We start from the raw sequence: 23,254 nt of genomic DNA, 5'->3' as shown, positions 1-23,254 counted from the left end.
CCGGTCGCGACACGCCGGCCGCCGAGCCGGCGTCAGCGGACCGAGCGGGCGATCTCCAGGGCGCGGCGGAGCTCCCCGACGCCCTCCAGGCGCAGGCCGACCCGGTCCCGCTGCCAGATGAGGGTGGGTCCGGCCGGGCGGGGGCGGGTCACGGCCTGGCCGCCGCTCCTGGGCAGATAGGTCAGGCCGTGGTGGACCGGGATCCACTGCGCCGTCGAGGTGCCCACGCCGGTCTCCTGCGGCCAGGGCGGGCCGAGCTCCTTGCGGAAGACGACCTGGAGACTGCCGTCGTACTCGTCCAACCTGAGGCCGGGCCAGAACAGCGAGACCACCCTGCCGCCGTCGCTCACCCTGACCTCGGCGGGGTCGCCGAGCGCGGCCGGGAGGGAGATCGGGAACGCGACCTGCTTCCGCGCCTGTTCCAGGGTGACCCGGTGCTCGCCGGGCAGCGGCCGGGGCACCCCCGAGGGCAGCGGCGCGGGACCGCCGGTCCTGAACTCGACCCCCGCGAAGCGCAGGATCTCCACGACCGCCGCCCTTCCCGCGGGCGTCGCCCCCAGCAGCAGGGCGACGAGGATCGCGACGGCGGCGGCCGCGGCCCGCCGGCGCGCCCGGCCTCCGGCCCGCAGCGCCTCCCACCCGCGCCGGAGCGCTCCGGGACCGCCGGGGGCCGCGGGTGTGCCGGTGGCCGGTCGCTCAAGGGCCGGCGTCTCGGGGGCGAGTGGTGCTTCGAGGCGGGCTCGTACGGCCCGCGCGACGTCGGCGGGGGGCGGGGACGGGACGTCGAGGGACCGGCCGAGGTCGAGGAGCTGGGCTTCGAGGTCGTCAGGTGAGGTCACGGGCCACCTCCTCGCGCAGACGGGCCAGGCCGCGGGAGGTCCGCGACTTGACGGTACCGACGGGAAGGTCGAGCACCTGGGCGGTCTCGGCCTCCGACAGCTGTAGGAAGTACCGGCAGACCACGGCCTCGCGTTCCCGTTCGGGCAGCGTACGCACCGCGTCGAGGAGCCGCGCCCTGCGGTCGGTCGCGACGGCCGCCTCCTCGGGCCCCTCCCCCGGGGCGGGGACGAACTCGGTGAGCCGCGCGGCCAGCTTGTCGCGGCGTCCGCGGGAGCGGGTCAGGTTGTGCGTCTCGTTGGCCACGATCCGCAGCAGCCAGGGGCGGAAGTGCGCGTCCCTGCGGAAGGAGGCCAGGTGGCGGTGTGCCTTGACGAACGCCTCCTGGACCACGTCCTCGGCCTCGTCGGCGGCCCCGAGCATGGCCGCGGTCCGGTGCGCGAGCGCGCTGTAGCGGGTGACCAGCACCTCATAGGCGTCCAGGTCACCGGCGAGCGATCGGGTGATCGCCTCGTCGTCGTCCGTCGGGGGCTCCTTCGCGAATGTCGTGAGAGATTTCACCGCATATGGGCCGTCTGCGGAAGCCCCTGTCCGCGGGCGCGATCGAAATCGGCCGCCGAGGGCGGGAGCTTCCGACGGGGTTCTCGACGGGGTTCTCGACGGGGTTCTCGACGGGGTTCTCGACGGGGTTCTCGATGGGCTTCTCGATGGGGTGAGGACTCGCGGGTGGGTGCGTGCCTTCAGTGGAGGGCATAGGCGACCGCCGCGTCCGGGTCGGCCTCGTAGCCCTCGGCGAAGACCGCGTCGTAGGTCTCGTCGCCGAGCAGCTGCCTGGCCGTCCGCTCGGCGACGGTCCTCGGCTCGGACATGCCCTCCGAGCGGCAGCCCTGGAGTCCGAAGGTGGCCCACAGTCGTACCCCCGCCCCCTGGAGCCTGGCCGTGCGCCGGCCGTCACCCTCGACCGCGGCGATCACCGCGAGCTGGTCGACCGCCTGCGCCACCCCCGCGGCGTCGCGCAGGCGCCACTTGACGTCGAGCGACTGCCGGGCGGCCTCCGCCGCCTCGGCCACCCTGCCGAGACCCAGCTGGGCGATGGACAGGACGTAGTCGCCGCAGGCGCGGGCCCAGCGCTCGCCGCGCGCGTCACAGAGCCGCTGCACCTCCTTGAGCACGGAGACCGCCCTGTCGAACTCGCCCCGCCAGGTGACCGCCATGGCCGCGGTCACCAGGGCGAGGGGTTCGCTGACGGTCGCGGCGTCGGCGCGGCGGAAGTACTCGCGGACGCGCTCGACGCAGGGTTCGACGTCCTCCAGGGCGCCGGAGCACAGGGAACTGCTGGCCAGCCGGAGCTGGGCGTGCCCGGCCGCCGCGTAGTCGCCCCAGTCGAGGGCCGCGGACAGCGCCTCCTCCGCCCGGCGGCGGCCCACCTCCAGCTCCCCCTGGGCGATGGCCACGCATCCGTCGGCCCACAGGAGCCGGGGCAGCCCGGGATCGGTGACGGGAGCCGCCTCGATCGCCCGCGCCATGTGGTGGCGGCCCTCGTTCAGCCGGCCCAGACAGAACCAGAGGATCCAGAGCGTTCCGGCGAGCTCGACGGACGTCGGGGAGGCGGGGTCGAGGGCGAGACGGAGGTCGGTCATGGAGAAGGCGAGCCTGGCGGCCCACTCCTCCTGGGCGGGGCCGTACCAGTCGGCCTCGGCCCTGCGCGCCAGGTCGAGGTAGTGGTAGCGGTGCCGCTGCGCCAGCCGGGCCTCCTCGCCGAGCAGGGCGAGCCGCTCCTCGCCGTACTCCCTGACCGTGGCGGGCTGCCGGTAGCCGCCGGGTACGCGGACGAGGAGGAACCTCTCCGCCAGGCTCTCCAGCAGGGCCGGTACGTCGTCCAGGTGCTCGTCGCCGCACACCCACTCGGCCGCCGCCGTGTCGAAGCCTCCGGCGAAGACCGAGAGCCTGGCCCAGAGCAGGCGCTCCTCCGGGGCGCACAGCTCGTGGCTCCAGCCGATCGCGGCGCGCACGATCCGGTCGCGGGGGACCGGCGCCCGGCCGTGGGAGACCTCGAAGTGGTCGTCCAGGTGGTCGGCGAGCCGCTCCACCGGCAGGGATCCCAGGCATCCGGCGGCCAGCTCGACGGCGAGCGGCACGCCGTCGAGCCTCCGGCAGATCCTGGCCGCGGCCGCCATGCCGGTCCGGGTCGTCTCCAGGGCGGGCCGCACGCCTCCGGCGCGGTCGAGGAAGAGGCGAAGCGCGTCGTTCTCCTCCGGTCTCTCCGGTCTCTCCGGCTCGTCGGGGGGTTCTCCCACCGGGACCGCGCCCTCCGTGTCTTCCGTGTCCTCTGTGCCTTCAGCGCTTTTCGTCCGCCGGGCGGGTGTCTCGAAGGGCTCGACGTGGAGCAGCGCCTCCTGTGGCAGCCCGAGGGGGCGGCGGGAGGTCGCGATGATCCGTACACCGGGTGCCGCCGCCAGGATCTGGCCGACGAGGTCGCGGCAGGCGGGCAGGAGGTGCTCGCAGGCGTCCAGGAGCAGCAGGAGCCTCCTGCTCGCGAGGAACTCGACGAGCGTCTCGGCCTGCGACCGCGCGGACCGCTCCGGCAGTCCGAGGACGGCCGCGACCGTGTGGGCGAGCAGGTCGCCGTCGCGCTCGCCGGAGAGCTCCACCAGCCAGGTGCCGTCCGGGTAGTGCTCCTGCCCCTCCCGCGCGGCCCTGACCGCGATCCGTGACTTGCCGACGCCCCCGACACCGGTGACCGTGGTCAGCGGCGTACCGGCCAGGAATCTCAGCAACCGCCGCGTCTCGCTTTCCCTGCCGATGAAGCCATTCGTCTCCGCGGGCAGGTTCCCGCGCCACCATTGGATCTTTTCCATCGATTCGCGCTCCTTTTTCACTCACCGGGAATCGCATCGTTTCCAAATCACGAACCGGGCCGCCCGCCATTTCCCAGGGGGGTTTCCTTGTCCCCCGGTGCAAATCTCACCGCCGGGTCGAGGTCGAACTTCCTCCGTACGGCGTGAGGCTTGGAAATGCTGGTGCTTTATGGCTGATTCGGCGGAGCCGGTAATCGGGGTGCGAACGAGGGGCGTGCCGCCCGCCGGGAGTGCCCCGCCCCGGGGAGCGGCACCGGTCGTGAAGCGTTTAAGGGAACGCCGCCAGGGAAGCGCCACTAGACTCTGGCTGTCCTTGGCCGTGGCCCCGCCGCGGCCCTTCCGTAAGCGAGCTGGACGGAACCGCATGTCTGGGTATGACCGCGTAGTGCAACCCGCGGCCGGTGACGAGGCCCTGGAGAACCACCTGGGTGGGGACGAGGCCAAGAACTACCGGCAGTACGAGCTCGACATGGTCGCCCCGCACGTGGGCCGGTCCATGCTGGAGATCGGCTCCGGGCTGGGCCACTTCGCCGAGGCGTTCCTGCCTCGCCTCGACCGGCTGGTGGTCAGTGACTTCGACCCCTACTGCGTGGAGCAGCTGCAGAAGCGCTTCGAGGGGCGCGACGACATCGACGTGCTCCAGTTCGGCCTGCCGACCGAGATCCCGATCGGCGAGAAGGTCGACACCGTCGTGATGATGAACGTCCTGGAGCACATCGAGGACGACGTCGAGGCGCTGCGCTCCCTCGCCAGGGTCACCCTCCCCGGCGGCCGGATCGTCATCTGGGTGCCCGGCTACATGCAGCTGTACGGGGACTTCGACCGCAAGGTCGGCCACGTCACCCGCTACACCCCCGCCACCCTGCGCAGCACGGTCTCCAAGGCGGGCCTGGACATCGACGTGCTCAAGCCGATCAACTTCCTGGGCGGCATCGCCTGGTGGGCCGCCGTCCGCCGCGGCGGCGTCGGCTACCCCGACCCCCGGCTGGTCAAGATCTACGACCGTACGGTGGTCCCCCTGACCCGCCTCATCGAGCGCTTCGTCCGCCCGCCGTTCGGGCAGACCGTCTTCTGCGTCGCCCGCGTGCCGAAGTAGTCCGTCCTTGGGCAGGCGCCCGCACGACCCACGGTGACCCGCGCGCGGTGTCGCTCCCGGAAGCCCGGGAGCGACACCGCGCGCGGCCGTTACGGCGCCGATCGCGCCGACGGGCCCCGCGCCTGCCGGGCGACCGGTCTCACGAGCCGACGGGCCCCGCGACCGGGCCTCGACGGAATCAGCGGGTTCCGCACCCGGGCCTCGACGGAATCAGCGGGGTTCACAGGCTGAACTCCCACGAGATCAGCAGGTTCCGCCGCCTGGGCGCGGCCCGGAACCGGTCGCCGGTAAATCGGTTGCACGTCCCTGGAGGGACGACGTATGTTCGTCCGCATGTGGATTAACTCCTAAGAGCCGGCGTTGATCGGCCCTCGCCGATCCGCCCGCACTCAGCCCTCCGGCCCCGTTCGTCCGACGCGGCAGCTGAGTTTTCCGGCCCGGGTTCTCACCGCGTCGTCACATTCTTCAAGGAGTCCATATGCGAATTCACGCTGCTCACAAACTCGCGCAGAAGCGCGGCGGGAAGTCCAAGACTGCCAAGACCATCAAGACCGGCGCCCCGCTCCCCGAGCACGTCGTGCCCCCGGCGCCCCGGCACCTGCCGATGCCCCCGACGCCGATGAGGCCGACCCAGCAGCCGCGCCGGATCCCCGGCAGGGGTGGCCGCTGATCCACGAGTTCCCTCGCGAAAAGCCGGCCCGCGAGTTCCCTCGCGGAGAGCTGACTCACGAGTTCCCTCGCGGAAACGCGGAAGGCCCCGGTCCTGGAATCCAGGACCGGGGCCTTCCCCGTCTCAGTGCCCTCTCACCCCATGACGCGCGGGCGCCGGTGTCACAGACGCTCGATGATCGTGACGTTGGCCTGGCCGCCGCCCTCGCACATCGTCTGCAGCCCGTACCGGCCGCCGGTCCGCTCCAGCTCGTGCAGGAGCTTGGTCATCAGGATCGCGCCGGTGCCGCCCAGCGGGTGGCCCAGGGCGATCGCGCCGCCGTTCGGGTTCACCTTGGCCGGGTCGGCGCCCAGGTCGTTGATCCACGCCAGCGGGACGGGGGCGAACGCCTCGTTGATCTCGGTGACGTCGATGTCCTCGATGGACAGGCCCGCCTTCTTCAGCGCCTTCTGCGTCGCCGGGATCGGCGCGGTCAGCATGTAGACCGGGTCGTCGCCGGTGAGAGCCAGGGTGACGATGCGCGCCCTGGGGGTCAGGTTGTGGTCGCGTACGGCCTGCTCGGAGGCGATCAGGAGCGCTCCCGAGCCGTCGGAGATCTGCGAGGAGGTGGCGGCCGTGATCACGCCGTCGGGCTTCAGCGTCTTCAGCGTCGCCATCTTCTCCAGCGTGGTGTCCGGACGCGGGCCCTCGTCGTCCTCGACGCCGTTGATCGGGGCGATCTGGTCCTTGAAGTAGCCGTTCGCGACGGCCTTCGAGGCCCGCTGGTGGCTCTCGTACGCGAACCGCTCCAGCTCCTCGCGCTTGAGGCCCCACTTCTCGCACATGAGCTCCGCGCCGCGGAACTGGGAGATCTCCTGCTTGCCGTACCGCTCCACCCACTTCTCCCCGAACGGGAAGGGCATGCCCTTCTCCAGGGCGGCGGTGATGCTCGACCCCATGGGGACGATGCTCATCGACTCCACCCCGGCGGCCACGACGAGGTCCTGGGTGCCGGAGAGCACTCCCTGCGCGGCGAAGTGGATCGACTGCTGGGAGGAGCCGCACTGGCGGTCGATGGTCACACCGGCGACGCTCTCCGGGAGGCCGGCCGACAGCCACGCGTTGCGCGCGATGTCCATGCTCTGCGGGCCGAACTGCATGACACAGCCCATGATCACGTCTTCGACCGCGGACGGGTCGACGCCCGTACGCTCGATGAGCGCGCCGAGGGTGTGCGCGGCCAGATCGGTGGGGTGGACGGTGGACAGACCGCCCTTCTTCTTGCCGACGGGGGTGCGGACCGCCCCGACGATGTACGCCTCTGCCACAGTGCCTCCTGCTTGCGGAACCGAGCTGCCTGCGAAACCGAGCAATGTTCGGTTAGTAGGAGGTTACAACAGAACTTTCGCCCGCGCCCGGACGGGAGCCGCCTCCACGGCGGCGAGGATGATCGACCCCTTTCCGGAACACCGGGGAACCGGGAACTCAGGCCTTCCTGGTGCTCGTCATGGTCGCGTAGGCGATGACGTTGTCGGTGTAGTGGCCGGTCGAGCGGTCGTAGGTGCCGCCGCACGTGATCAGGTGCAGCTGGGGGGTCGGCGACCGGCCGTACACCCGCTGGGTCGGGAAGACCGACTTCTCCGCCTGCTCCAGGCCGCCCACGGTGTAGACGGCGATGATCCCGTCCTTGCGGTGCACCTCGATGACGTCGCCGTTGCGGATCTCGTCGAGCCGGCTGAACACCGCGCTGCCCGAGCGCGTGTCCTTGTGCCCGAGCATGATCGCGGGACCCGCCTCACCGGGGGTGGGACCCGAGCGGTACCAGCCGACCAGGTTCGGGTTGCCGACCGGCGGCACCTCGATGGCGCCCTTCCTGTCGAGCCCCACGGACCTGACCGGCGAGTTGACCCCGAGCCGCGGGATGACCAGGCGCACCGGGGACGAGGGCTGCATGGCCGGGGCCGCGGGCAGGCTGGGCAGGGGCGGCGGGGCGGTCGGGGGCGCCTGGAAGTAGGGATTGGCCGGCGCCGCGGCGGCCAGGTCGCGGGGCGGCAGCGTGGTGCGCTGGTCGGCCATGCCGTACTCCTCGGGCGAGGCCAGCATGTAGAGCAGGCCCACCAGCACCGTGACCACCCCGGCGATACCGGCCAGGATGAGCACCGACCGCATCATCCGGCCGCCGCCGGGGGGCTCCTGGCCGGGCCACCCCTCGTACGGCGAGCCGTACTGCTGGGGATGGACCGGCGGCGGGTACGGCGGCTGGACCGGCCGGTAGTGGGGCACCGGCCCCTGTGGAGGCCCCGGGGGCGGCCAGCCGCCCGGAGGTGGGGTGGTCATCCGGCCACCCCGATCAACCGCGACCGGCGGTGCGACGCCGCAGCATGAGCCCGCCGACGCCGGCCAGGGCCATCATCAGCACACCGCTGAACATGATCATTCGAGCGTCGGGCCCGGCGTCGCCGCCGCCGCCCGTAGAGGCGGCGCCCTTGGGGGTCTCGTCGATCTGCTCGTCGGAGTCGTCGGGGGTCGGGTCGGCGGTCTTGGTCCGGGTGACGGTGAGGGTCGGCGTGGGGGTCGCGGAGGGCGAGTTGGACGGGGTCGCGCTCGGGCTCGCGCTGGGGCTGGCACTCGGGCTGGCGCTGGGGCTGCCCGTCCCCACGGTCACCCGCAGCGCGGCGGCGGAGACCTGGGCGGACGCCGCGGCGTCGACCGCCAGGGCGCAGTCGAGCAGCTCGGTGGGCGAGGTCCCGGTCGCGGAGTCGAGGAACACGGTGAAGGCGTCGGGCTTGAAGGCCACGACACCGGTCGCGGTGGGAGTCACCGTGACCAGTAGCGTCGGCAGGGTGAGCGGCTGGCCGGCCGACATCGTCGCGGCGGGAGCGCTGGCGGTGATCGCGCGAAGCTCCGAGGGAACGGCGGCGGGCGCCGCGGGAGACGCCTCGATCCGCACGTCGGCGTCGAGGGCGAGGGACAGGGGCGTGGTCACGGCCACCGGCGCGGTGAGGGAGGGAGACGGGGCGATCTTCCACGTCGCCACGACGGGCGAGTTCGTCACCGCCGCCGCCGGACCGGTGAGGTCCATCTGGAGCGTGTACGTCGCCGGCGCCCCGCCGGCGGCGGGCGTGCAGGTGTAGGCCACCGGTTTGGGGGCGGCGTAGATGGAGGCGAGCGCGGGAAACGCACCGAAGATGCCTGCGCCCGCCGCGGCGACCACAGCCGTCTTGACCGCGACGCGCAGCCGCGTCTTGGACTTCAGCACAGTTTCTCCTCGTTCCAGCTTGATCGACCGGCCTCACACCGGCCGCCGAGGCTTACGCGTCGTGGTCAAGGTTCGGCATAGATCCTACGAACAGAGACCCTGGCGCGCGAGCAAGTCGGCTAAACGGACATAAATTCCCATCTATCTCACAGCAAACGACACCGTACATCGGTAAGGCCCGTGACGGTGGGTCGGGCGGATACCCGTCCGGACGCGAAACGCGCGGCGGGCGCCTCGCGGAGCCCTGCCAGGGGTCCCGCCGCGAATCCGGCCGCCTGGCGGGCAGCCGGACCGAGGTTGGCAATCAGAGCCTGGATATATAGAAAAAACCAGGTCAAACCTAGTGTGGTCGAGCTTAAAGATCACCATTCGGGAGCGCCATCGGGCAGGGTGGAACCCACGGTGGGCCCGATTCGGACGCTCCGAATATCACCATGCGTTGCTGAGATATTTCGGCGAAACAGGCACCGTGATCATCGAACCGGTCCACCCGAACGGGATTCCGTGTCCGCCCGTGAGCCCGCCGGGCGGGATGGACGACGCGGGCGGCTCGACCGGTTCCCGTTCGGAGAGGATTCGGTGGAAGACGTGCGAACGGGTATACGGGTCATGAAGGGCACCCGCCGTGCCCCGGCCCGGCGGGCCGCGGGCGCGAGGACTTCCCAGCGGTACGGCACATCGTCCGGAGGGCTCCGCCGAACGCCCTCCGACCGGCGACGGTCATCCCCGGGACTCTCCCGGAAACCCTCCCCCCGCCCGGCCACGAGTCCCTTCCGGGGCTCTCCCAGCGGATGGATCAGCGATCACCTGTGAGGTTTCCCCTTTGGAAGGACTGAGATGAGCACGCCGGCCGCACCGCGGGCGCGCGGCGGGCAGGCGCCCCGCCGGCGGGTCCCGGTGAGATGGATCGCCGCCGCCCTGGCGGTGGCCCTCCTGACGGCCGTCGGGCTCAGCACCCAGTACCGCTCGGCCGAGTCGGTCGCGGCGGCGGGTCCACGGCGCTTCGACCCGGCCGCGTACGGAGCGCGGATGTACGACGACAGGGTCGTGCCCGCGGTCGAGAGGAAGGCCGTCGAGCTGCCCGTACTGGTGAAGGCGATGCACACCGGCATGGAGGAGGCCGGGAAGCGTTACGGCGTCCGGCACGGCACCGGCCCCTACACCTTCGCGGTCAAGGGCACCGGAAGGGCCGGGCCGGTGACGTCGGGGCTGATGCACGTGACCGTGCCCGGCCTCCCCCCCGACACCCGGGTCTCGCTGCAGGTCGGCTCGGTCATCAACGGCACGGCACTGCGTGACGTGGTGGGCTTCATCAACTTCGGGCAGTTCCTGAACCAGGTGGAGTACGCCGACGCCGCGACCGCGCTGAACGACCAGATGCGGGAGAAGCTGCTCGGGAACCTGGACGTGGCACGGCTGGAGGGCAAGGAGATCTCCTTCGTCGGGGCCTTCAGCTTCCTCACCCCCTCCGTCGTGACCATCACCCCGGTCTCGATCAAGGAGATCTCGTGAGGATCCCGACCGTCACCGTCCTGAGCGCCCGCGACGTCACCAAGGTGTACGGGGACACGCAGGTGCTCGGGGAGGTCGACTTCGACGTCGCCGCCGGGCGGGTGACCTCGCTGTTCGGGGAGAACGGGGCGGGCAAGTCGACCCTGATGAGGATCCTCTCGGGGATCGAGCACCCCACCACCGGCCACGTCGAGCTCGACGGGGAGCCCGTCAGGTTCGCGTCACCCCGCGACGCCGCCGACCGGGGCGTCGCGATCGTCCACCAGGGGCTCAGCCTCTGTCCCAACCTGAGCATCCAGGACAACCTGTTCCTGGCCAGGGAGATCCGCGGGGGCTCCTGGGTGATCGACCGCTCGTCCCAGCGGGCCACCAGCGCGGCGATGCTGCACAGCCTGGAGGAGTACCTGGATCCCGACCTGCCGGTCCGTGAACTGACTCCGGGCGAGCAGCAGATCGTCGAGATCGCGCGGGCGCTCCTCCAGGAGGCCCGGGTGCTGATCATGGACGAGCCCACCTCGGCGCTCACCGCCCCGGAGGTCAGGGTCCTGTTCCGGGTCATCAGGGAGCTGACCTCCAACGGCGTGGCGATCGTCTACGTCTCCTCGCACCTGGAGGAGGCGCTGGAGATCGCCGACGACGTCGTCGTGCTGCGTGACGGGCGGCTCGTCGCCACGGCGGACGCCCAGAACGTCGGCGTCCGGTGGATCGTGGATCGGATGTCCGACCGCGGCCGCGACGACCGGTTCCCGCGCGACGTCCCGGTCACCGGGGAGGAGGTGCTGGCCCTGCGCGGCCTGGTGGTGGCCGACCCGGCCAACCCCTGCCGCCTCGCCGTCGACGACCTCTCCCTGACCGTGAGGGAGGGCGAGATCGTGGGGATCTACGGCCTGACGGGCTCGGGCCGCACCGAGCTGCTGGAGGCGCTCGCCGGCCGGATCCCCTCGCAGTCGGGCCGGATCCTGCTCTCCGGCACCCCGCTGGAGGGCGAGGGGATCCGCGAGCGCGTCGACCGGGGCGTGGTCCTGGTCCCGGGGGACCGGTGGCGCGACGGCCTCGTCCAGACGATGTCGGTCGGGGAGAACCTCTCCCTGGCCGGGCTGGGCGCGTTCGTCCGGCGGCTGCTCGTCTCCCGTGACCGCGAGCGGGACGCCGTCCGCCGGATGATCGCTGACATCACCGTCAGGACGGGCGGCGCGGAGGCGCCCGTCACCTCGCTGAGCGGCGGCGACCAGCAGAAGGTGGTCATCGGCAGGGCGCTGCTGACCGACCCCCGGGTGCTCCTGCTGGACGAGCCCTCGCGCGGCGTCGACGTCGGCGCCAGGGCGGACATCTTCCGGCTCATCGCCGCGCAGGCGGAGCGCGGCCTGGCCGTCCTGTTCACCACGTCGGACGCCGAGGAGGCCCTGCGCGTCCCCGACCGCCTGCTGGTGCTCTCCCGCGGTGTCCTCGCCGGCGAGTTCCGGCGCGGCACGACGACCCGGGAGGAACTGCTCAAGGTGGCGGACGGCACCTCCGTCGACGAGGACGAGGAGCACGACGAGCACGACGGTGCGACGGGCGTTTACCCGGGCGCGTACGTCTACCCGGACATCGGCACGGACATCGGCACGGACAGGGGCACGGACAGGGGCGGTGCGGGGTGACACCTCGGGAAACGCCCCCCGCACCGGCGTCGCCCGGCAACTCCCCGCCGGGGAGGGTCTCGGCCGAGGCCCGCCGCCTCTCCGTGGTGAACGGCCTGTTCGAGCTGCGGGCGATCATCGCGCTCGCGGCCATTGTCGTGGTCTTCGGCCTGCTGTCGGACGCGTTCCTCTCCGTGCCGAACCTCGTCATGATGTCCAAGCACGTCGCGATCAACGCGGTGATCGCGCTCGGCGTGCTGCTGGTCGTCATCAGGGGCGGCATCGACCTGTCCGTGGGGTCGATCGCCGGGCTCTCCGGGGTCGTCGCCGGCGAGTTGCTCGAAGGTCTCGAACTCAGGTTCGCCGACGCCGTCGCCTACCCGCCCGTGTGGGGCGTGATCGTGCTCTGCGTCGCGGTCGGCATGCTCGCCGGTCTGGTGAACGGCGTCGTCATCACCCGGTTCAAGGTGCCGCCGTTCATCGCGACGTTCGGCATGCTGTACGTGGCGCGGGGGGCCGCGTTGCTGATCTCCGGCGGCTCGACCTATCCCAATCTGGACGGCAGCCCCGAGCTGGGCAACACCGGCTTCGGGGGGCTCGGCAACGGGCGCCCGCTCGGCGTCCCGGTGGCGATCTGGATCGCGGTCGTCCTCGCCGCCGCCGTCGCGCTGCTGCTCACCAGGACGCCGTTCGGCCGGTGGCTGTACGCCGCGGGCGGCAACGAGCGGGCCGCGGAACTCTCGGGGGTCCCGATCGACCGCGTCAGGACGGCCGTGTACGTGATCTCCGGCGCCTGCGCCGCGCTCGCGGGTGTCGTCATCGCCTCGGAGCTGACCTCGGCGACACCGCTGGCCGGTGAGACGTACGAGCTCAACGCGATCACCGCGGTGATCCTCGGCGGCGCGGCGCTGGGCGGGGGACGCGGCACGGTGTGGGGCACCCTCGTCGGCGCCTGCGTCGTCGCCCTCCTCGCCGAGGGCCTGATGCTCATGGACGTGCCGGCGTTCTGGCAGATCGTCGTCAAGGGGGCCGTGCTCGTTCTCGTCGTGATGCTGGATCAGGGCCGGCGGCGGTTCCAGCGCCGGGAGGCCGCCGTGTCGGCGATGGCCGCGGGCAGGCGACCGGCCTGACCGGCCCGCTCCCCGGTCGGCGTGGCCGGAGGCTCGCGACCCGAGCCCGTGGTCGTGGATCGCGCGTCCCGGCTCGCCGGCACGGAAAGGCACCGGGCCGGTACGCTGGGTGGCCGGTCGCGGGTAAGGCGGTTCCCCTCCCCTGACCCTGCCGCGGGTGAGGCGGTTCCGCCACCCCGCCCCGTCCCACGGCACCGGCGCGCGCGCCGCCACCGCCGTCGCGCGGGCCGGAGCGGGCCTGTTCCACCTGTCCGACGAGGACGACGAGGACGACGAGGAGGCGGTGCATGGTCGTCCCCGAGCCGGGGCGGGACCAGGGCCCCGGCCATCTGCGCCTGCTGGCGCGGGTGGCCCGGATGTACCACGAGCAGGGCATGCGGCAACCCGAGATCGCCACGGCGCTCGGCATCTCGCAGCCGCGCGTCTCCCGCCTGCTCAAGGAGGCCGTCACCCGGGGCGTCGTCCGCACCGTCGTGGCCCTCCCCGAAGGGGTGCACACCGAGCTCGAAGAGGGGCTCCAGCGCCGTTACTCCCTGCGGGACGCCGTGGTGGCCGACCCCGGGGCCGGAGGCCTCGTCCCGGCCCTGGCCTCGGCCGCCGCGTTCTACTTCGGCGCCACCCTCAGGTGCGGGGACGTCATCGGCGTCTCCTCCCGGAGCGAGACCCTGCTGGCGGCCGTCGACCGCATGCATCCCCGGAGCACCCAGGCGGCCGACCGTGTCGTGCAGGTCGTCGGGGACGCGGGCGGCCCCGGGGCGCGGGCCCACGCCACCCGGCTGGTCAGCCGTCTCGCCGACGTCACCCGCGCCAGGCCCGTCCTCCTCCCCTCGGCGGGCGTCGCCGGCACGGCGGCGGCCCGCGACGCGCTGCTGCGGGACGCGGCCGTCGCGGAGGTGGCGGCGCAGTGGCGGGAGCTGACCGTCGTACTGGTCGGGATCGGAGGTCTTGAACCACCCCCGTCCCCGCTCGGGAGCGCTGACGTCGTCGGCCACGCCGACCGGGAGGAACTCCGCTCCCTCGGTGCCGTCGGCGACGTGTGCCTGCGCTTCTTCGACGCCGAGGGCGACGTGGTCCGCTCGGCCTTCGACCGGCGGGTCGTCGGGATGGGCGCCGACGCCCTCCGCTCCGTCGGGCGCCGGGTGGCCGTCGCCGGTGGCGAGCGCGAACACGCCGCGATCAGGGCCGCGCTCCGGGGCGGGTGGGTCAACGTGCTGATCACCGACCTGGAGGCCGCGCGGCACCTGCTCACCGGCCTCCGCTGACACCGGGCCGTCCCCGGCCGGGGTATGACCGCTCTTGGTGCCCTCTTGGTTCCACCGTAATTCTCGAAGCGCCACGATTACCGCTTCTTTTTGATTTTCGGATTAACCAGAAATCCCCTCATTGTCGGGGAATTGACAGGATAAACGCATGGCAGTCGAAGCGTTCAGCAGCGATGTCACGCTGCGCATCAACGGTGCCGACCACTCCGTCTCCCTGGACAACCGGGTGACCCTCCTGGACGCGCTACGAGAGCATCTCGGGCTGACCGGGACGAAGAAGGGATGCGACCACGGGCAGTGCGGGGCCTGCACGGTCCTGCTGGACGGCCGCCGGGTGAACAGTTGCCTGACACTCGCGGTCATGGCCGCCGGGCAGGAGATCATCACCATCGAGGGGGTGGCCGGCCTGTCCGGCGCGGACGATCTGCACCCCCTCCAGCAGGCGTTCCTCGAACACGACGGCTTCCAGTGCGGATACTGCACGCCGGGCCAGATCTGCTCGGCCATCGGCGCGCTCGACGAGGCGGAACGGGGCTGGCCGAGCCATGTCACCGCGGACGTCGCCGCGGGCGTCGCCTCCAGCGCCGCCCTGGACGCCGAGGAGGTCCGCGAACGGATGAGCGGCAACCTCTGCCGCTGCGGGGCCTACGCGGGGATCGTCCAGGCCGTGCTCGACGTGGCCGGCGAGGGGGGCCCGGAGCCGGTCCTCTCCGGGCGGAATCCCGGAGGCGCGCGATGAGGCCCTTCACCTACGAGCGCGCCACCGACCCCGGCGCCGCCGCCACCGCCGTCCTCAACGGCACCGACGCGATGTTCCTGGCCGGCGGCACCAACCTCGTGGACCTGATGAAGCTCGGCGTGGCCAGGCCGGCGACGCTGGTGGACGTCACCGGGCTGCCGTACGACCGGATCGAGCACCGGGCCGACGGGAGCGTGCTCATCGGCGCGCTGGTCCGCAACAGCGACCTGTCCGGCGACCGGGGCATCAGGGAACGCTTTCCCGCGCTCTCCCAGGCGGTGCTGGCCGGGGCCTCCGGGCAGTTGCGGTCGATGGCCACCACCGGCGGGAACCTGCTGCAGCGCACGCGCTGCCCGTACTTCCAGGACGTCACCAAGCCGTGCAACAAACGCGAGCCCGGCACCGGCTGCTCGGCGATCGGCGGCGAGCACCGCGACCTGGCGGTGATCGGCACCTCCGCCGCGTGCGTGGCCACCAACCCCTCCGACATGGCGGTGGCGATGGCCGCCCTCGACGCCGTGGTGCACATCAGGTCCGCGGGGGGCGGCGAGCGGGCGGTGCCGCTCTCCCGCTTCTACCTGCTGCCCGGCGACACCCCGGAGCGGGAGACGGTGCTGGAGCCCGGCGACCTGATCACCGGGGTCGAGCTGCCTCCGCCCCCGGACGGCGCGGCCATGCTGTACCGCAAGGTCCGCGACCGCTGGTCCTACGCGTTCGCGGTGGTCTCGGTCGCGGCGGTGGTCGCGACGGAGGCCGGCGGTTCGCTGCGGGAGATCCGGCTGGCGCTGGGCGGGGTGGCCCCCGTGCCGTGGCGGGCCCGGGAGGCCGAGGGGATGCTGATCGGCCACCGGCCGACCAGGGCGCTGCTGCTGGCCGCCGCGGAGGCGGAGTTCGCGGCGGCGCGCCCCCTCCCGCGGAACGAGTTCAAGATCGGTCTGGCCGGGGACCTGATCGCGGCGGGTGTCCGCGACCTCACGGATCCGGCGGGACCCCCGGGGTCCAACGGACTCACGGGGAACGACTTCACTCGGGAGGAGCGGGGATGACCACGCTCGACAAGGTGGTGGGCGGGACACCGGTCAGGATCGAAGGACGCGAGAAGGTCACCGGCACGGCCCGCTACGCGTACGAGTACCCCGTACCGGACGCCCTCTACGTCTGGCCGGTGCAGTCCACGATCGTCCGGGGGCGGGTGCGCTCCGTCGACGGCGCCGCCGCGCTGGCCATGCCGGGGGTGGTCGCCGTGCTGGACAGCGGCAACGTCTCCCGGCTGCGTCCCGTGCAGGACGCCGAGCTGGCCGTCCTGCAGTCGGCCGGCGTCGCCTACCGGGGACAGATCGTCGCGGCCGTGGTCGCGAACACCCTGGAGGGCGCCCGCGAGGCGGCGTCGGCGGTGCGCGTGGACTACGAGGAGGAGGAGTACGAGGTCGTGCTGGATCCGGGCAACCCGCGGATCTCCTCCCCGGCGAAGGTCAACGCGGGCTTCACGGGGACGGTCGACCGGGGTGACGCCGAGCGCGCCCTGGCGGAGGCGCCGGTCGGCGTGGACGCCGCCTACACGACCCCGGCCGAGCACGCCAGCCCGTTGGAACCGCACGCCACGATCGCGTTCTGGGAGGGCGAGACCCTGACGCTCTACAACGCCGACCAGGCCCCGTGGGGGTCGGCGGCCGCGATCGCCCGGCTGTTCGGCCTTCCCGAGAGCGCGGTGAGCGTCGTCGCGGACCACGTCGGCGGCGGTTTCGGGTCGAAGGGGGCGCCCCGCCCGCCGACCGTGCTCGCGGCACTGGCCGCCCGCGCCGTCAGGCGACCGGTCAAGGTGGCGCTGACCCGGCAGCAGATGTTCCCGCTCGTCAGCTACCGGACGCCCACCGTGCAGCGCGTACGCCTGGGGGCCGAGCCCGACGGCAGGCTCACCGCGCTGTGGCACGACGCGCTCCAGCAGAGCTCCCAGCTCGTCGAGTTCACCGAGCAGACGGTCACGCCCAGCCGCATGATGTACGCGACGCCCAACAGCCACACCGCCCACCGGCTGCTGCGGCTGGACGTGCCGAGCCCCTCGTGGATGCGCGCTCCCGGCGAGGCTCCGGGGATGTTCGCCCTGGAGTCGGCGATGGACGAGCTGGCGTACGCCCTCGGGATGGACCCCGTCGAGCTGCGGATCGTCAACGAGCCCTCGGCCGACCCCGGGTCGGGGCTCCCGTTCAGCAGCCGCAACCTGGTCGCCTGCCTGCGCGAGGGGGCGGCACGCTTCGGCTGGGCCGACCGCGACCCCACGCCGGGCGTCCGGGAGGACGGCCGGTGGCTCGTCGGGACCGGTGTCGCGTCGTCGACCTACCCCGTCTACACCAGGGCGTCCACCGCGGCCGCCCACGCCGAGCCCACGGGCAGGTTCGTGGTCGAGATCGCCGCGGCCGACATCGGCACCGGCGCCCGTACCGCGCTCACCCAGGTGGCCGCCGACGAGCTCGGCGTTCCGATGGACCGGGTCACGGTCAGGGTGGGCCGCAGCGTCTTCGGCCCCGCCGCGCTCGCCGGGGGGTCCATGGGCACCGCCTCCTGGAGCTGGGCGGTGAGCAAGGCCTGCCGGGCGCTGGTCAAGGATCTCGACGAGCGGGCCGGCGTGGTCCCCCCGGAGGGCCTGGAGGCACGGGCGGACACCGCCGAGGACCTCGCCGCGTGGAAGCGCCTCTCACGCCACTCGTTCGGGGCGCAGTTCGCCGAGGTCAGGGTGGACCGCGACAGCGGGCAGGTCCGTGTCGGGCGGCTGCTGGGGGTCTTCGCGGCCGGCCGGATCATCAATGCCAGGACGGCGCGCTCGCAGTTCCTCGGCGGCATGACGATGGGGATCTCCATGGCCCTGCACGAGGCCCTGGTGCTGGACCCCGGGTTCGGCGACTTCGTCAACCACGACCTGGCCGGGTACCACATCGCGGCGAACGCCGACGTCCCCGGGATCGAGGCCCACTGGATCGACGAGCAGGACGACGAGCTCAACCCGGTCGGCGCCAAGGGCATCGGCGAGATAGGGATCGTCGGCACCGCCGCGGCGATCGCCAACGCCGTCTTCCACGCGACCGGCTTCCGGCAGCGCGACCTGCCGATCACCCTTGAGCGGGTGCGGGCGGCCATGCGCGCCGGGTGACGCGCGCCGGTCCATCTGACGCACTCGATGGGCGTGCCTTCTCGATGGATCTGCCTTGGGCGTACTCGGTGACGCCGCCCTGATGGGCGTACCCGATGACGCCGCCCTGATGGGCGTACCCGACGACGCCGCGCGACCCGCGCGTCAGCCCCCGGCCGGTACCTGACGGCGCCGGGCGGCACCCGCCCGGCCGGGCGCGGGTGTCAGCCGCCGGTGCGCAGCCGGTCCCGTACGGCGCGCGCCAGGCCGGGGTCGTCGGCGATCACTCCGTCCACCCTGAGCCTGTACAGGCGCTGCAGCCACTTCCTCACCTCCTCGTCGGCGCGCCCGCCGGAGGCGTCGCCCCTGAGCTCCGCCCGGAGCCGCGCGGCGAGCTTGCGAACCGTCGTGGCGTGGACCAGGAGCCCTTCCCGCTGGGCGTTCCTGACGAGCTCCACCGGCGACACCGGCCTCCCGTCGAGACCTCCGGGATCACCGGGGCCGATCCGCTTGGTGACCACCCCGATGCCGTCGGCGTACCGGGCGATCTCTCGCAACCCCTCCGGCGTGACCATGTCGTCGTAGGTGCGCGGGTCACCGGCGCTCGCGAGGTCGTACGGAGCGCCGGTCGCGCCGACGAACTGGATGAGTCGCAGCCTCGTGAGGGGGCGCAGCCGCTTGAGGTTCCCGGGCTCGAAGGACTGGATGAAGGCCGGGTCCCGCTCGTCGTCCCAGCCGTACCGCGCGAAGGTCTCCAGCAGCGGCTCCTCCAGCGGCAGCCCGATCGAGGCGAAGTAGGTGGGGAACTTGGTCTCGGCGTAGACGCCCACCCCGTGCTTCTGCGCGAGCTGGATCACCTCGTCGAGCGTCGGGATCCGCTCCGTCCCGTCGTACGCCGTGTTGTCCCGCCGTTCCCTGGGGAAGCGCTCCCTGGCGCGGAGGGTGCGCAGTTCCTCCAGGGTGAAGTCCTCGGTGAACCAGCCGGTGTGCCGGAGGCCGTTGATGACCTTGGACGTCCTGCGGTCGGCGAACTCGGGGTGCCTGGCGATGTCGGTCGTCGCCGAGAGCTCGTTCTCGTGCCGGGCGATCAGCACGTGGTCCTTGGTCGAGACGAGATCGGGCTCGATGTAGTCGGTGCCCATCGAGATGGCGACCGTGTAGGCGAGAAGCGTGTGCTCGGGCCGGAACGCGCTGGCCCCGCGGTGTGCGATGACGATCGGCGCGATCTCGTGGCGGCCGAAATGCCGGGCCTCCGGGTTCGCGAGACGCTCCGCCGCGGACCTCGCGACCCGCTTGCCGTCCATGGAGGCCGCGTGTCGTCCGGCCGTCGAACCACCGGATCGTTCGTCCGCGGGGCTCACGGATCGTGTGCCCGTCGAATCGGCGTGGTGGAGGGCGCCGATCGCGGCGATACCTATCAATACGGCCAGCACACCGGCCCGCGCCTTGCTCACCTGTGTACACCCCTCGCTCCGGTTCAGCGGGGGAGACACATTCGCATAAACGGCTATACCCGGACTGGAGATGCGATTAACGATCAGAAGCGATTCTCGCTGAGATAACACCATATGACCGTCTCTTGGGACATTTTCCTAGGTGTCTCCCGATGTCGTCGATCACAAAAAAGAGTGAGCGACAGATCGCTCACTCCTCGGTGCGGGAAAGGGAAACCGGAGTCAACGGACGGCCGCGCGTCCCCTGCTTCCGGCCCCCGGCCCGGTCTCGCTCCCCGCCTCGGTCCCGGCGGTTCCCCGCGTCGGCCTCAGGCGACGCACCGGCTCGCGGGGCCCTCGGACGACGAACCGGACGCGCCCTCACCCGTGTCGGTGCCTGTGTCCTTGCCCGTGCCCGTACCGGTGTCCATGCCTGTAGCCGTGCCCGCGCCCGTATCGGTGCCCGTGCCTGTAGCCGTGCCCGTGACGATGGTGCCGCGCGCCGGGCCTGGCCCACTCCCCGCGGCGCCGGGCGTCGGACCCGTACCGTCCGAACCCGCGGCCCCCCTGCCATCCGGCCTCCGGACCGCTCCCCCAGAGCTGCCGGTACCGGCCCTGGTCCCGGCCCCAGTGGCGCCCGGCCCCCCAGCCCTGGCCGCGCTCACCGCCCGGAGCGCCCCGCCTGAACCCGAGCTCCTCCTCGTACCGGTCGGAGGGGCTGTCCGTCCGGCCGGACTCCCGGTCCCCCGGACGCCCGTATCCCCATCCGCTCCCGCGTTCTCTCGACCCGGCTTCCCCGTACGGCCGCGCACGGTCCCGGCCGTCACCTCTCCCGGCGTCCGAGCCCGGCCGCCCGAGGGCCCGATCCCGATGGCTTCCGGACCCCCACCTCTCGCCGCGTCCGCCCCCCGGGTCACGCCGCCCGAACCAGCGATTCCCTTGGCGTTCCCGCTCCGGCCCCCGGCGCCCGGCCTCCCCGGTCCTGTGCCGCCCGCCGTGCGAATGCCTCGGCCGGCCGAATCCCCAGTTTCCCCCGCGTTCGATCCTCGTCTCCGAGCGCTCGGCCGTCCGCCCGCCGTTGCCCCAGTTCTTGGTCGTCCAGCCCCCGGCGTGCTTCGGCGTCGAGTGCGCGGGACGCTTGGCACCCCAGCCCGTGGATCGCTCGTTCCCCGACTTCGGGTGCTGGACAGCACCGAGAGCGGCCACCCCTATGAGTACGGCTACGACCCCGGCCCGCACGATGCTCACCTGGGCACACCCCCGCCTTCTGATCATTCGGGGGGCTGTCTCCTGTTGAACGATTCCCTACCCGGATTGCCGGGGAGGCTAACGATCGGAGACGGGTGGCCAAGGCCATGACCTGCGGGTTCACCGGGAACCGCACCCGGTCCGGGCCGGACCGGATGGTGCGATCAGGCGCGACGGGTCTTCGACAGGGTCGCGTAGACGATGATGTTGTCGGTGTAGTGACCGGTCCTGCTGTTGTAGACACCACCGCAGGTGATCAACCGCAGGGTCGCCTCACCGGTGTTGCCGTACACCCGCTTCGACGGGAAGGCCGCCTTGCTGACCTGTTCCACGCCGTCGACCGTGAACTCCGCGAGGCTTCCGTCGGACCGGGAGACCTTGATCTTGTCCCCCCGCCTGATCTCCTTCAGCCTGCTGAAGACGGCCGCCCCCTTCTTGGTGTTCACGTGTCCGAGAACCACCGAGGGCCCCTGCTGCCCGGGAATCGGGCCGTGCTTGTACCAGCCCGCCTGGTTGGGCCTGCTCAGCGGGGGCGTCTGGATCTCCCGCTTGGCGTCGACACCGAGCGCCATCAGCGGGGCCATCACGCCGATCTTCGGGATGGCGAGCCGCCGTGGCCTCACGCCGTCGCTCTTCAACGGCTCCGGAGGCATGATCACCGGCAGCGGCGGCGCCGCCGTGGGCGCGGCGGCCGTCAGGGGGGCGTCCAGGCCGCCCGGCCCCACCGAGGACGGCGTCACCCCCACGGGCTGCTGGCCCGCGGCCGGGACCTGCTGGATCTGGACGTTGCTGTCGGCCGCCTGCGGTACGGGCGGGCCGTACGGCGCGTCATCCGGCACCGGGGACAGGTACGCGAGCAGGCCCGCCATGATCGCGGCCACCCCGCCGAGCGACCCGGCCACGAGGAGCCCGGCCATCAGCATGCTCCCCTTGGGCTTGGGAGCCGGGCCCCGCCCCTGGTAGGGGTCGGGACCGCCCTGCACGGGTCCTTGGTACATCCGGCGCCTCCTTCAGCTGTCCCTCTGGCCGCGCGCGTGTGCCGCCCGCCGCCTCATCAAGACCACACCGCCCAGTGCGCTTCCCGTCACCATCGCCGTGCCCGCGCCGAGAAGCCCCAGCCCGGAGCCTCCCCCCGGAGCCTCACCCGTCTGCGCCCCGCCGCTGGGCGTGATGATCACCTGCGGCGTGGTGGGGGTGGGCCTGGTGGGGGTGACGGTGGCGGTCACGGTCAGGGTCGGTTTGGGAGTCGAGGTGGTCGTGCTCCTGGTGGTGCTGTTCGTCCCGTTCTGATCGCCGTTCTGGTTGCCGTTGCCACTCGGGGTGGGCGTGGGCGTGGGGGTAGGGGTGGGGGTGACCGTAGGAGTGACGGTGGGGGTGATCGTGGGTGAGACGGGAGGGTCCGGGGTCTCGGTGATCGTCGGGCTGGACGAGGGGGATGTGCCCGGCTCGGAGATGGTGACGTTCACCGAGACCGGCGCGCTGACGAGCGTGCAGGTGGCCCTGTACTCGGCCGGCGGGTTCTTCAGCTCCCTCGTGATCACCCGGAAGGCGTCGACCTGCGCGAACTTCCCGGCCTCCAGGTTCATGACCTTGAGGGTGTGCTGGCCGTACTTGAGGCCGTGGAACTTCCACAGCGTGAGCCCGCCCTGGTGCGCCGCGTTCGTCGGCGAGCCGTCGGGGTTCTTCGAAGCGTCGACGGAGGACGGCGTGGCGTCCACACCGTCGATCTGGAATCCGACCTGCCCCGCCTCCGTGCTGCGCCGGGCGATGTACTCGACCCCGGTACCGGTGAACGTGAAGGTGGAGAAGGAGTTGACCTTGTCCGTACGGTGCAGGTCGCGGCCGTGGTCGCCGATGCTCAACGGCTCGTCGTTCAGCTCGTACCAGTCGCCCGCCCCGTGGTAGCTCACCTGGGGATCGTCGTTGTTGACCACGAACTCGTCGGACGGAGGCATGAAGTCCACGAACAGCTTCCGGGGGCTGACGTTGACCGTGCCCGCCTTGGCGAGGTAGGCGGAGTCGGAGATTCCCTCGGGGAGCTTCAGGATCTTTCCCGGCTGCAGCTTGCCCGGCTGCTCGACGAAGCCCTTGGGCTGCAGCTCACCGATCCAGCTCCCGGAGAGCTGCACGTTCCCGGTGACGAAGACCTTGCCCTTGGGACCGAAGTAGCCCGGCGAACCGAACCTGGCCGGGTCGCCGCCCTTGTACTTGAGGTCCCAGCCGATGCTGAGCGGCTGCCCGACCGTGAGCACCGTGGGGATCGTCACCGTGGTCCGGAGGTTCACCACGCTGGTTCCCAGGGCGATCCCCCCGGTACAGCGGTAGTCGACCACGAGTTCGGCATTGCTGGCACCGGACGCACCGGTGGGCAGCGCGACCAGCGCACCGCCGAAAAGGCACAGGGCCGAAACCGTGAGAGACCTACGGAGCCCAGATCGCCACCGAACCACCACACACTCCGATCACGAAGGCTGCCGTCAACGGG

18 protein-coding genes are annotated in these 23,254 nt (G+C 72.1%); 9 read left to right on the top strand and 9 right to left on the bottom strand.

Annotation, left to right across the window (positions count from 1 at the left end; all coding sequences use genetic code 11):
- Positions 1–32 precede the first annotated feature (32 nt).
- The 3 genes from ACFYWM_RS21455 to ACFYWM_RS21445 all read right to left on the bottom strand — a co-directional run bounded on the left by ACFYWM_RS21455 (position 33) and on the right by ACFYWM_RS21445 (position 3,695).
- Entirely contained in the window at positions 33–839 is an 807-nt protein-coding gene (locus ACFYWM_RS21455; RefSeq protein ID WP_389917225.1) for a hypothetical protein, read from the bottom strand.
- On the bottom strand, positions 826–1,398 hold the full coding sequence (locus ACFYWM_RS21450) for an RNA polymerase sigma factor (protein ID WP_389917224.1): 573 nt from the start codon (positions 1,396–1,398) through the stop codon (positions 826–828). Before ACFYWM_RS21450 ends, ACFYWM_RS21455 begins: the two co-directional genes overlap by 14 nt.
- A gap of 179 nt (positions 1,399–1,577) precedes the next feature.
- Positions 1,578–3,695, bottom strand: a complete 2,118-nt coding sequence (locus tag ACFYWM_RS21445) for an ATP-binding protein (protein WP_389917223.1) — start codon at positions 3,693–3,695, stop codon at positions 1,578–1,580.
- A 385-nt stretch (positions 3,696–4,080) separates the two neighbouring features.
- Between ACFYWM_RS21445 and ACFYWM_RS21440 the strand changes: the two genes are divergently transcribed.
- Both ACFYWM_RS21440 and ACFYWM_RS21435 read left to right on the top strand, forming a co-directional pair.
- Entirely contained in the window at positions 4,081–4,791 is a 711-nt protein-coding gene (locus ACFYWM_RS21440) for a class I SAM-dependent methyltransferase (RefSeq protein WP_389917222.1), read from the top strand.
- A gap of 478 nt (positions 4,792–5,269) precedes the next feature.
- Positions 5,270–5,461 (top strand): hypothetical protein, encoded by a 192-nt coding sequence (locus ACFYWM_RS21435; protein WP_389917221.1) that lies wholly within the window; start codon positions 5,270–5,272, stop codon positions 5,459–5,461.
- 161 nt (positions 5,462–5,622) lie between these two features.
- Here ACFYWM_RS21435 and ACFYWM_RS21430 read toward each other — a convergent pair whose 3' ends face one another.
- The 3 genes from ACFYWM_RS21430 to ACFYWM_RS21420 form a co-directional block, all read right to left on the bottom strand.
- Positions 5,623–6,768 carry an acetyl-CoA C-acetyltransferase gene (locus ACFYWM_RS21430; protein ID WP_389917220.1) on the bottom strand — a complete coding sequence of 382 codons (1,146 nt, stop codon included), beginning with the start codon at positions 6,766–6,768 and terminating at the stop codon, positions 5,623–5,625.
- Between the two features lie 157 nt (positions 6,769–6,925).
- Complete coding sequence (locus ACFYWM_RS21425; RefSeq protein ID WP_389917219.1) at positions 6,926–7,777, bottom strand: class F sortase; 852 nt, start codon at positions 7,775–7,777, stop codon at positions 6,926–6,928.
- A gap of 13 nt (positions 7,778–7,790) precedes the next feature.
- Positions 7,791–8,699 carry a hypothetical protein gene (locus tag ACFYWM_RS21420; protein WP_389917218.1) on the bottom strand — a complete coding sequence of 303 codons (909 nt, stop codon included), beginning with the start codon at positions 8,697–8,699 and terminating at the stop codon, positions 7,791–7,793.
- Positions 8,700–9,536: 837 nt separating this feature from the next.
- Between ACFYWM_RS21420 and ACFYWM_RS21415 the strand changes: the two genes are divergently transcribed.
- The 7 genes from ACFYWM_RS21415 to ACFYWM_RS21385 all read left to right on the top strand — a co-directional run bounded on the left by ACFYWM_RS21415 (position 9,537) and on the right by ACFYWM_RS21385 (position 18,109).
- Positions 9,537–10,211 carry a DUF2291 family protein gene (locus ACFYWM_RS21415; RefSeq protein WP_389917217.1) on the top strand — a complete coding sequence of 225 codons (675 nt, stop codon included), beginning with the start codon at positions 9,537–9,539 and terminating at the stop codon, positions 10,209–10,211.
- Positions 10,208–11,854, top strand: a complete 1,647-nt coding sequence (locus ACFYWM_RS21410; RefSeq protein WP_389917216.1) for a sugar ABC transporter ATP-binding protein — start codon at positions 10,208–10,210, stop codon at positions 11,852–11,854. The genes ACFYWM_RS21415 and ACFYWM_RS21410 overlap by 4 nt, the downstream gene beginning before the upstream one ends.
- A complete protein-coding gene (locus tag ACFYWM_RS21405; protein WP_389917215.1) occupies positions 11,851–12,963 on the top strand; it encodes an ABC transporter permease in 1,113 nt (370 codons plus the stop codon). The genes ACFYWM_RS21410 and ACFYWM_RS21405 overlap by 4 nt, the downstream gene beginning before the upstream one ends.
- A 287-nt stretch (positions 12,964–13,250) precedes the next feature.
- A complete protein-coding gene (locus ACFYWM_RS21400) occupies positions 13,251–14,225 on the top strand; it encodes a sugar-binding transcriptional regulator (protein ID WP_389917214.1) in 975 nt (324 codons plus the stop codon).
- Between the two features lie 148 nt (positions 14,226–14,373).
- On the top strand, positions 14,374–14,964 hold the full coding sequence (locus ACFYWM_RS21395) for a 2Fe-2S iron-sulfur cluster-binding protein (RefSeq protein ID WP_389917213.1): 591 nt from the start codon (positions 14,374–14,376) through the stop codon (positions 14,962–14,964).
- Positions 14,961–16,010, top strand: a complete 1,050-nt coding sequence (locus ACFYWM_RS21390) for an FAD binding domain-containing protein (RefSeq protein WP_389917212.1) — start codon at positions 14,961–14,963, stop codon at positions 16,008–16,010. The genes ACFYWM_RS21395 and ACFYWM_RS21390 overlap by 4 nt, the downstream gene beginning before the upstream one ends.
- A complete protein-coding gene (locus tag ACFYWM_RS21385; protein WP_389917211.1) occupies positions 16,007–18,109 on the top strand; it encodes a xanthine dehydrogenase family protein molybdopterin-binding subunit in 2,103 nt (700 codons plus the stop codon). The genes ACFYWM_RS21390 and ACFYWM_RS21385 overlap by 4 nt, the downstream gene beginning before the upstream one ends.
- A 203-nt stretch (positions 18,110–18,312) precedes the next feature.
- On the opposite strand, the gene ACFYWM_RS21380 is transcribed toward ACFYWM_RS21385, so the two are convergent.
- From ACFYWM_RS21380 to ACFYWM_RS21370, 3 genes are all read right to left on the bottom strand, one after another.
- Positions 18,313–19,542, bottom strand: coding sequence for a glycerophosphodiester phosphodiesterase family protein (locus ACFYWM_RS21380; protein ID WP_389917210.1), 1,230 nt, complete (start codon positions 19,540–19,542; stop codon positions 18,313–18,315).
- Between the two features lie 1,391 nt (positions 19,543–20,933).
- Positions 20,934–21,767, bottom strand: coding sequence for a class F sortase (locus ACFYWM_RS21375; RefSeq protein ID WP_389917209.1), 834 nt, complete (start codon positions 21,765–21,767; stop codon positions 20,934–20,936).
- A gap of 12 nt (positions 21,768–21,779) precedes the next feature.
- Complete coding sequence (locus tag ACFYWM_RS21370; protein WP_389917208.1) at positions 21,780–23,057, bottom strand: hypothetical protein; 1,278 nt, start codon at positions 23,055–23,057, stop codon at positions 21,780–21,782.
- Between the last annotated feature and the right edge of the window lie 197 nt (positions 23,058–23,254).

This window comes from Streptosporangium sp. NPDC002721 (genome assembly GCF_042888905.1).
GTDB lineage: Bacteria > Actinomycetota > Actinomycetes > Streptosporangiales > Streptosporangiaceae > Streptosporangium.
This window is presented reverse-complemented; position numbering and strand designations above follow the sequence as displayed.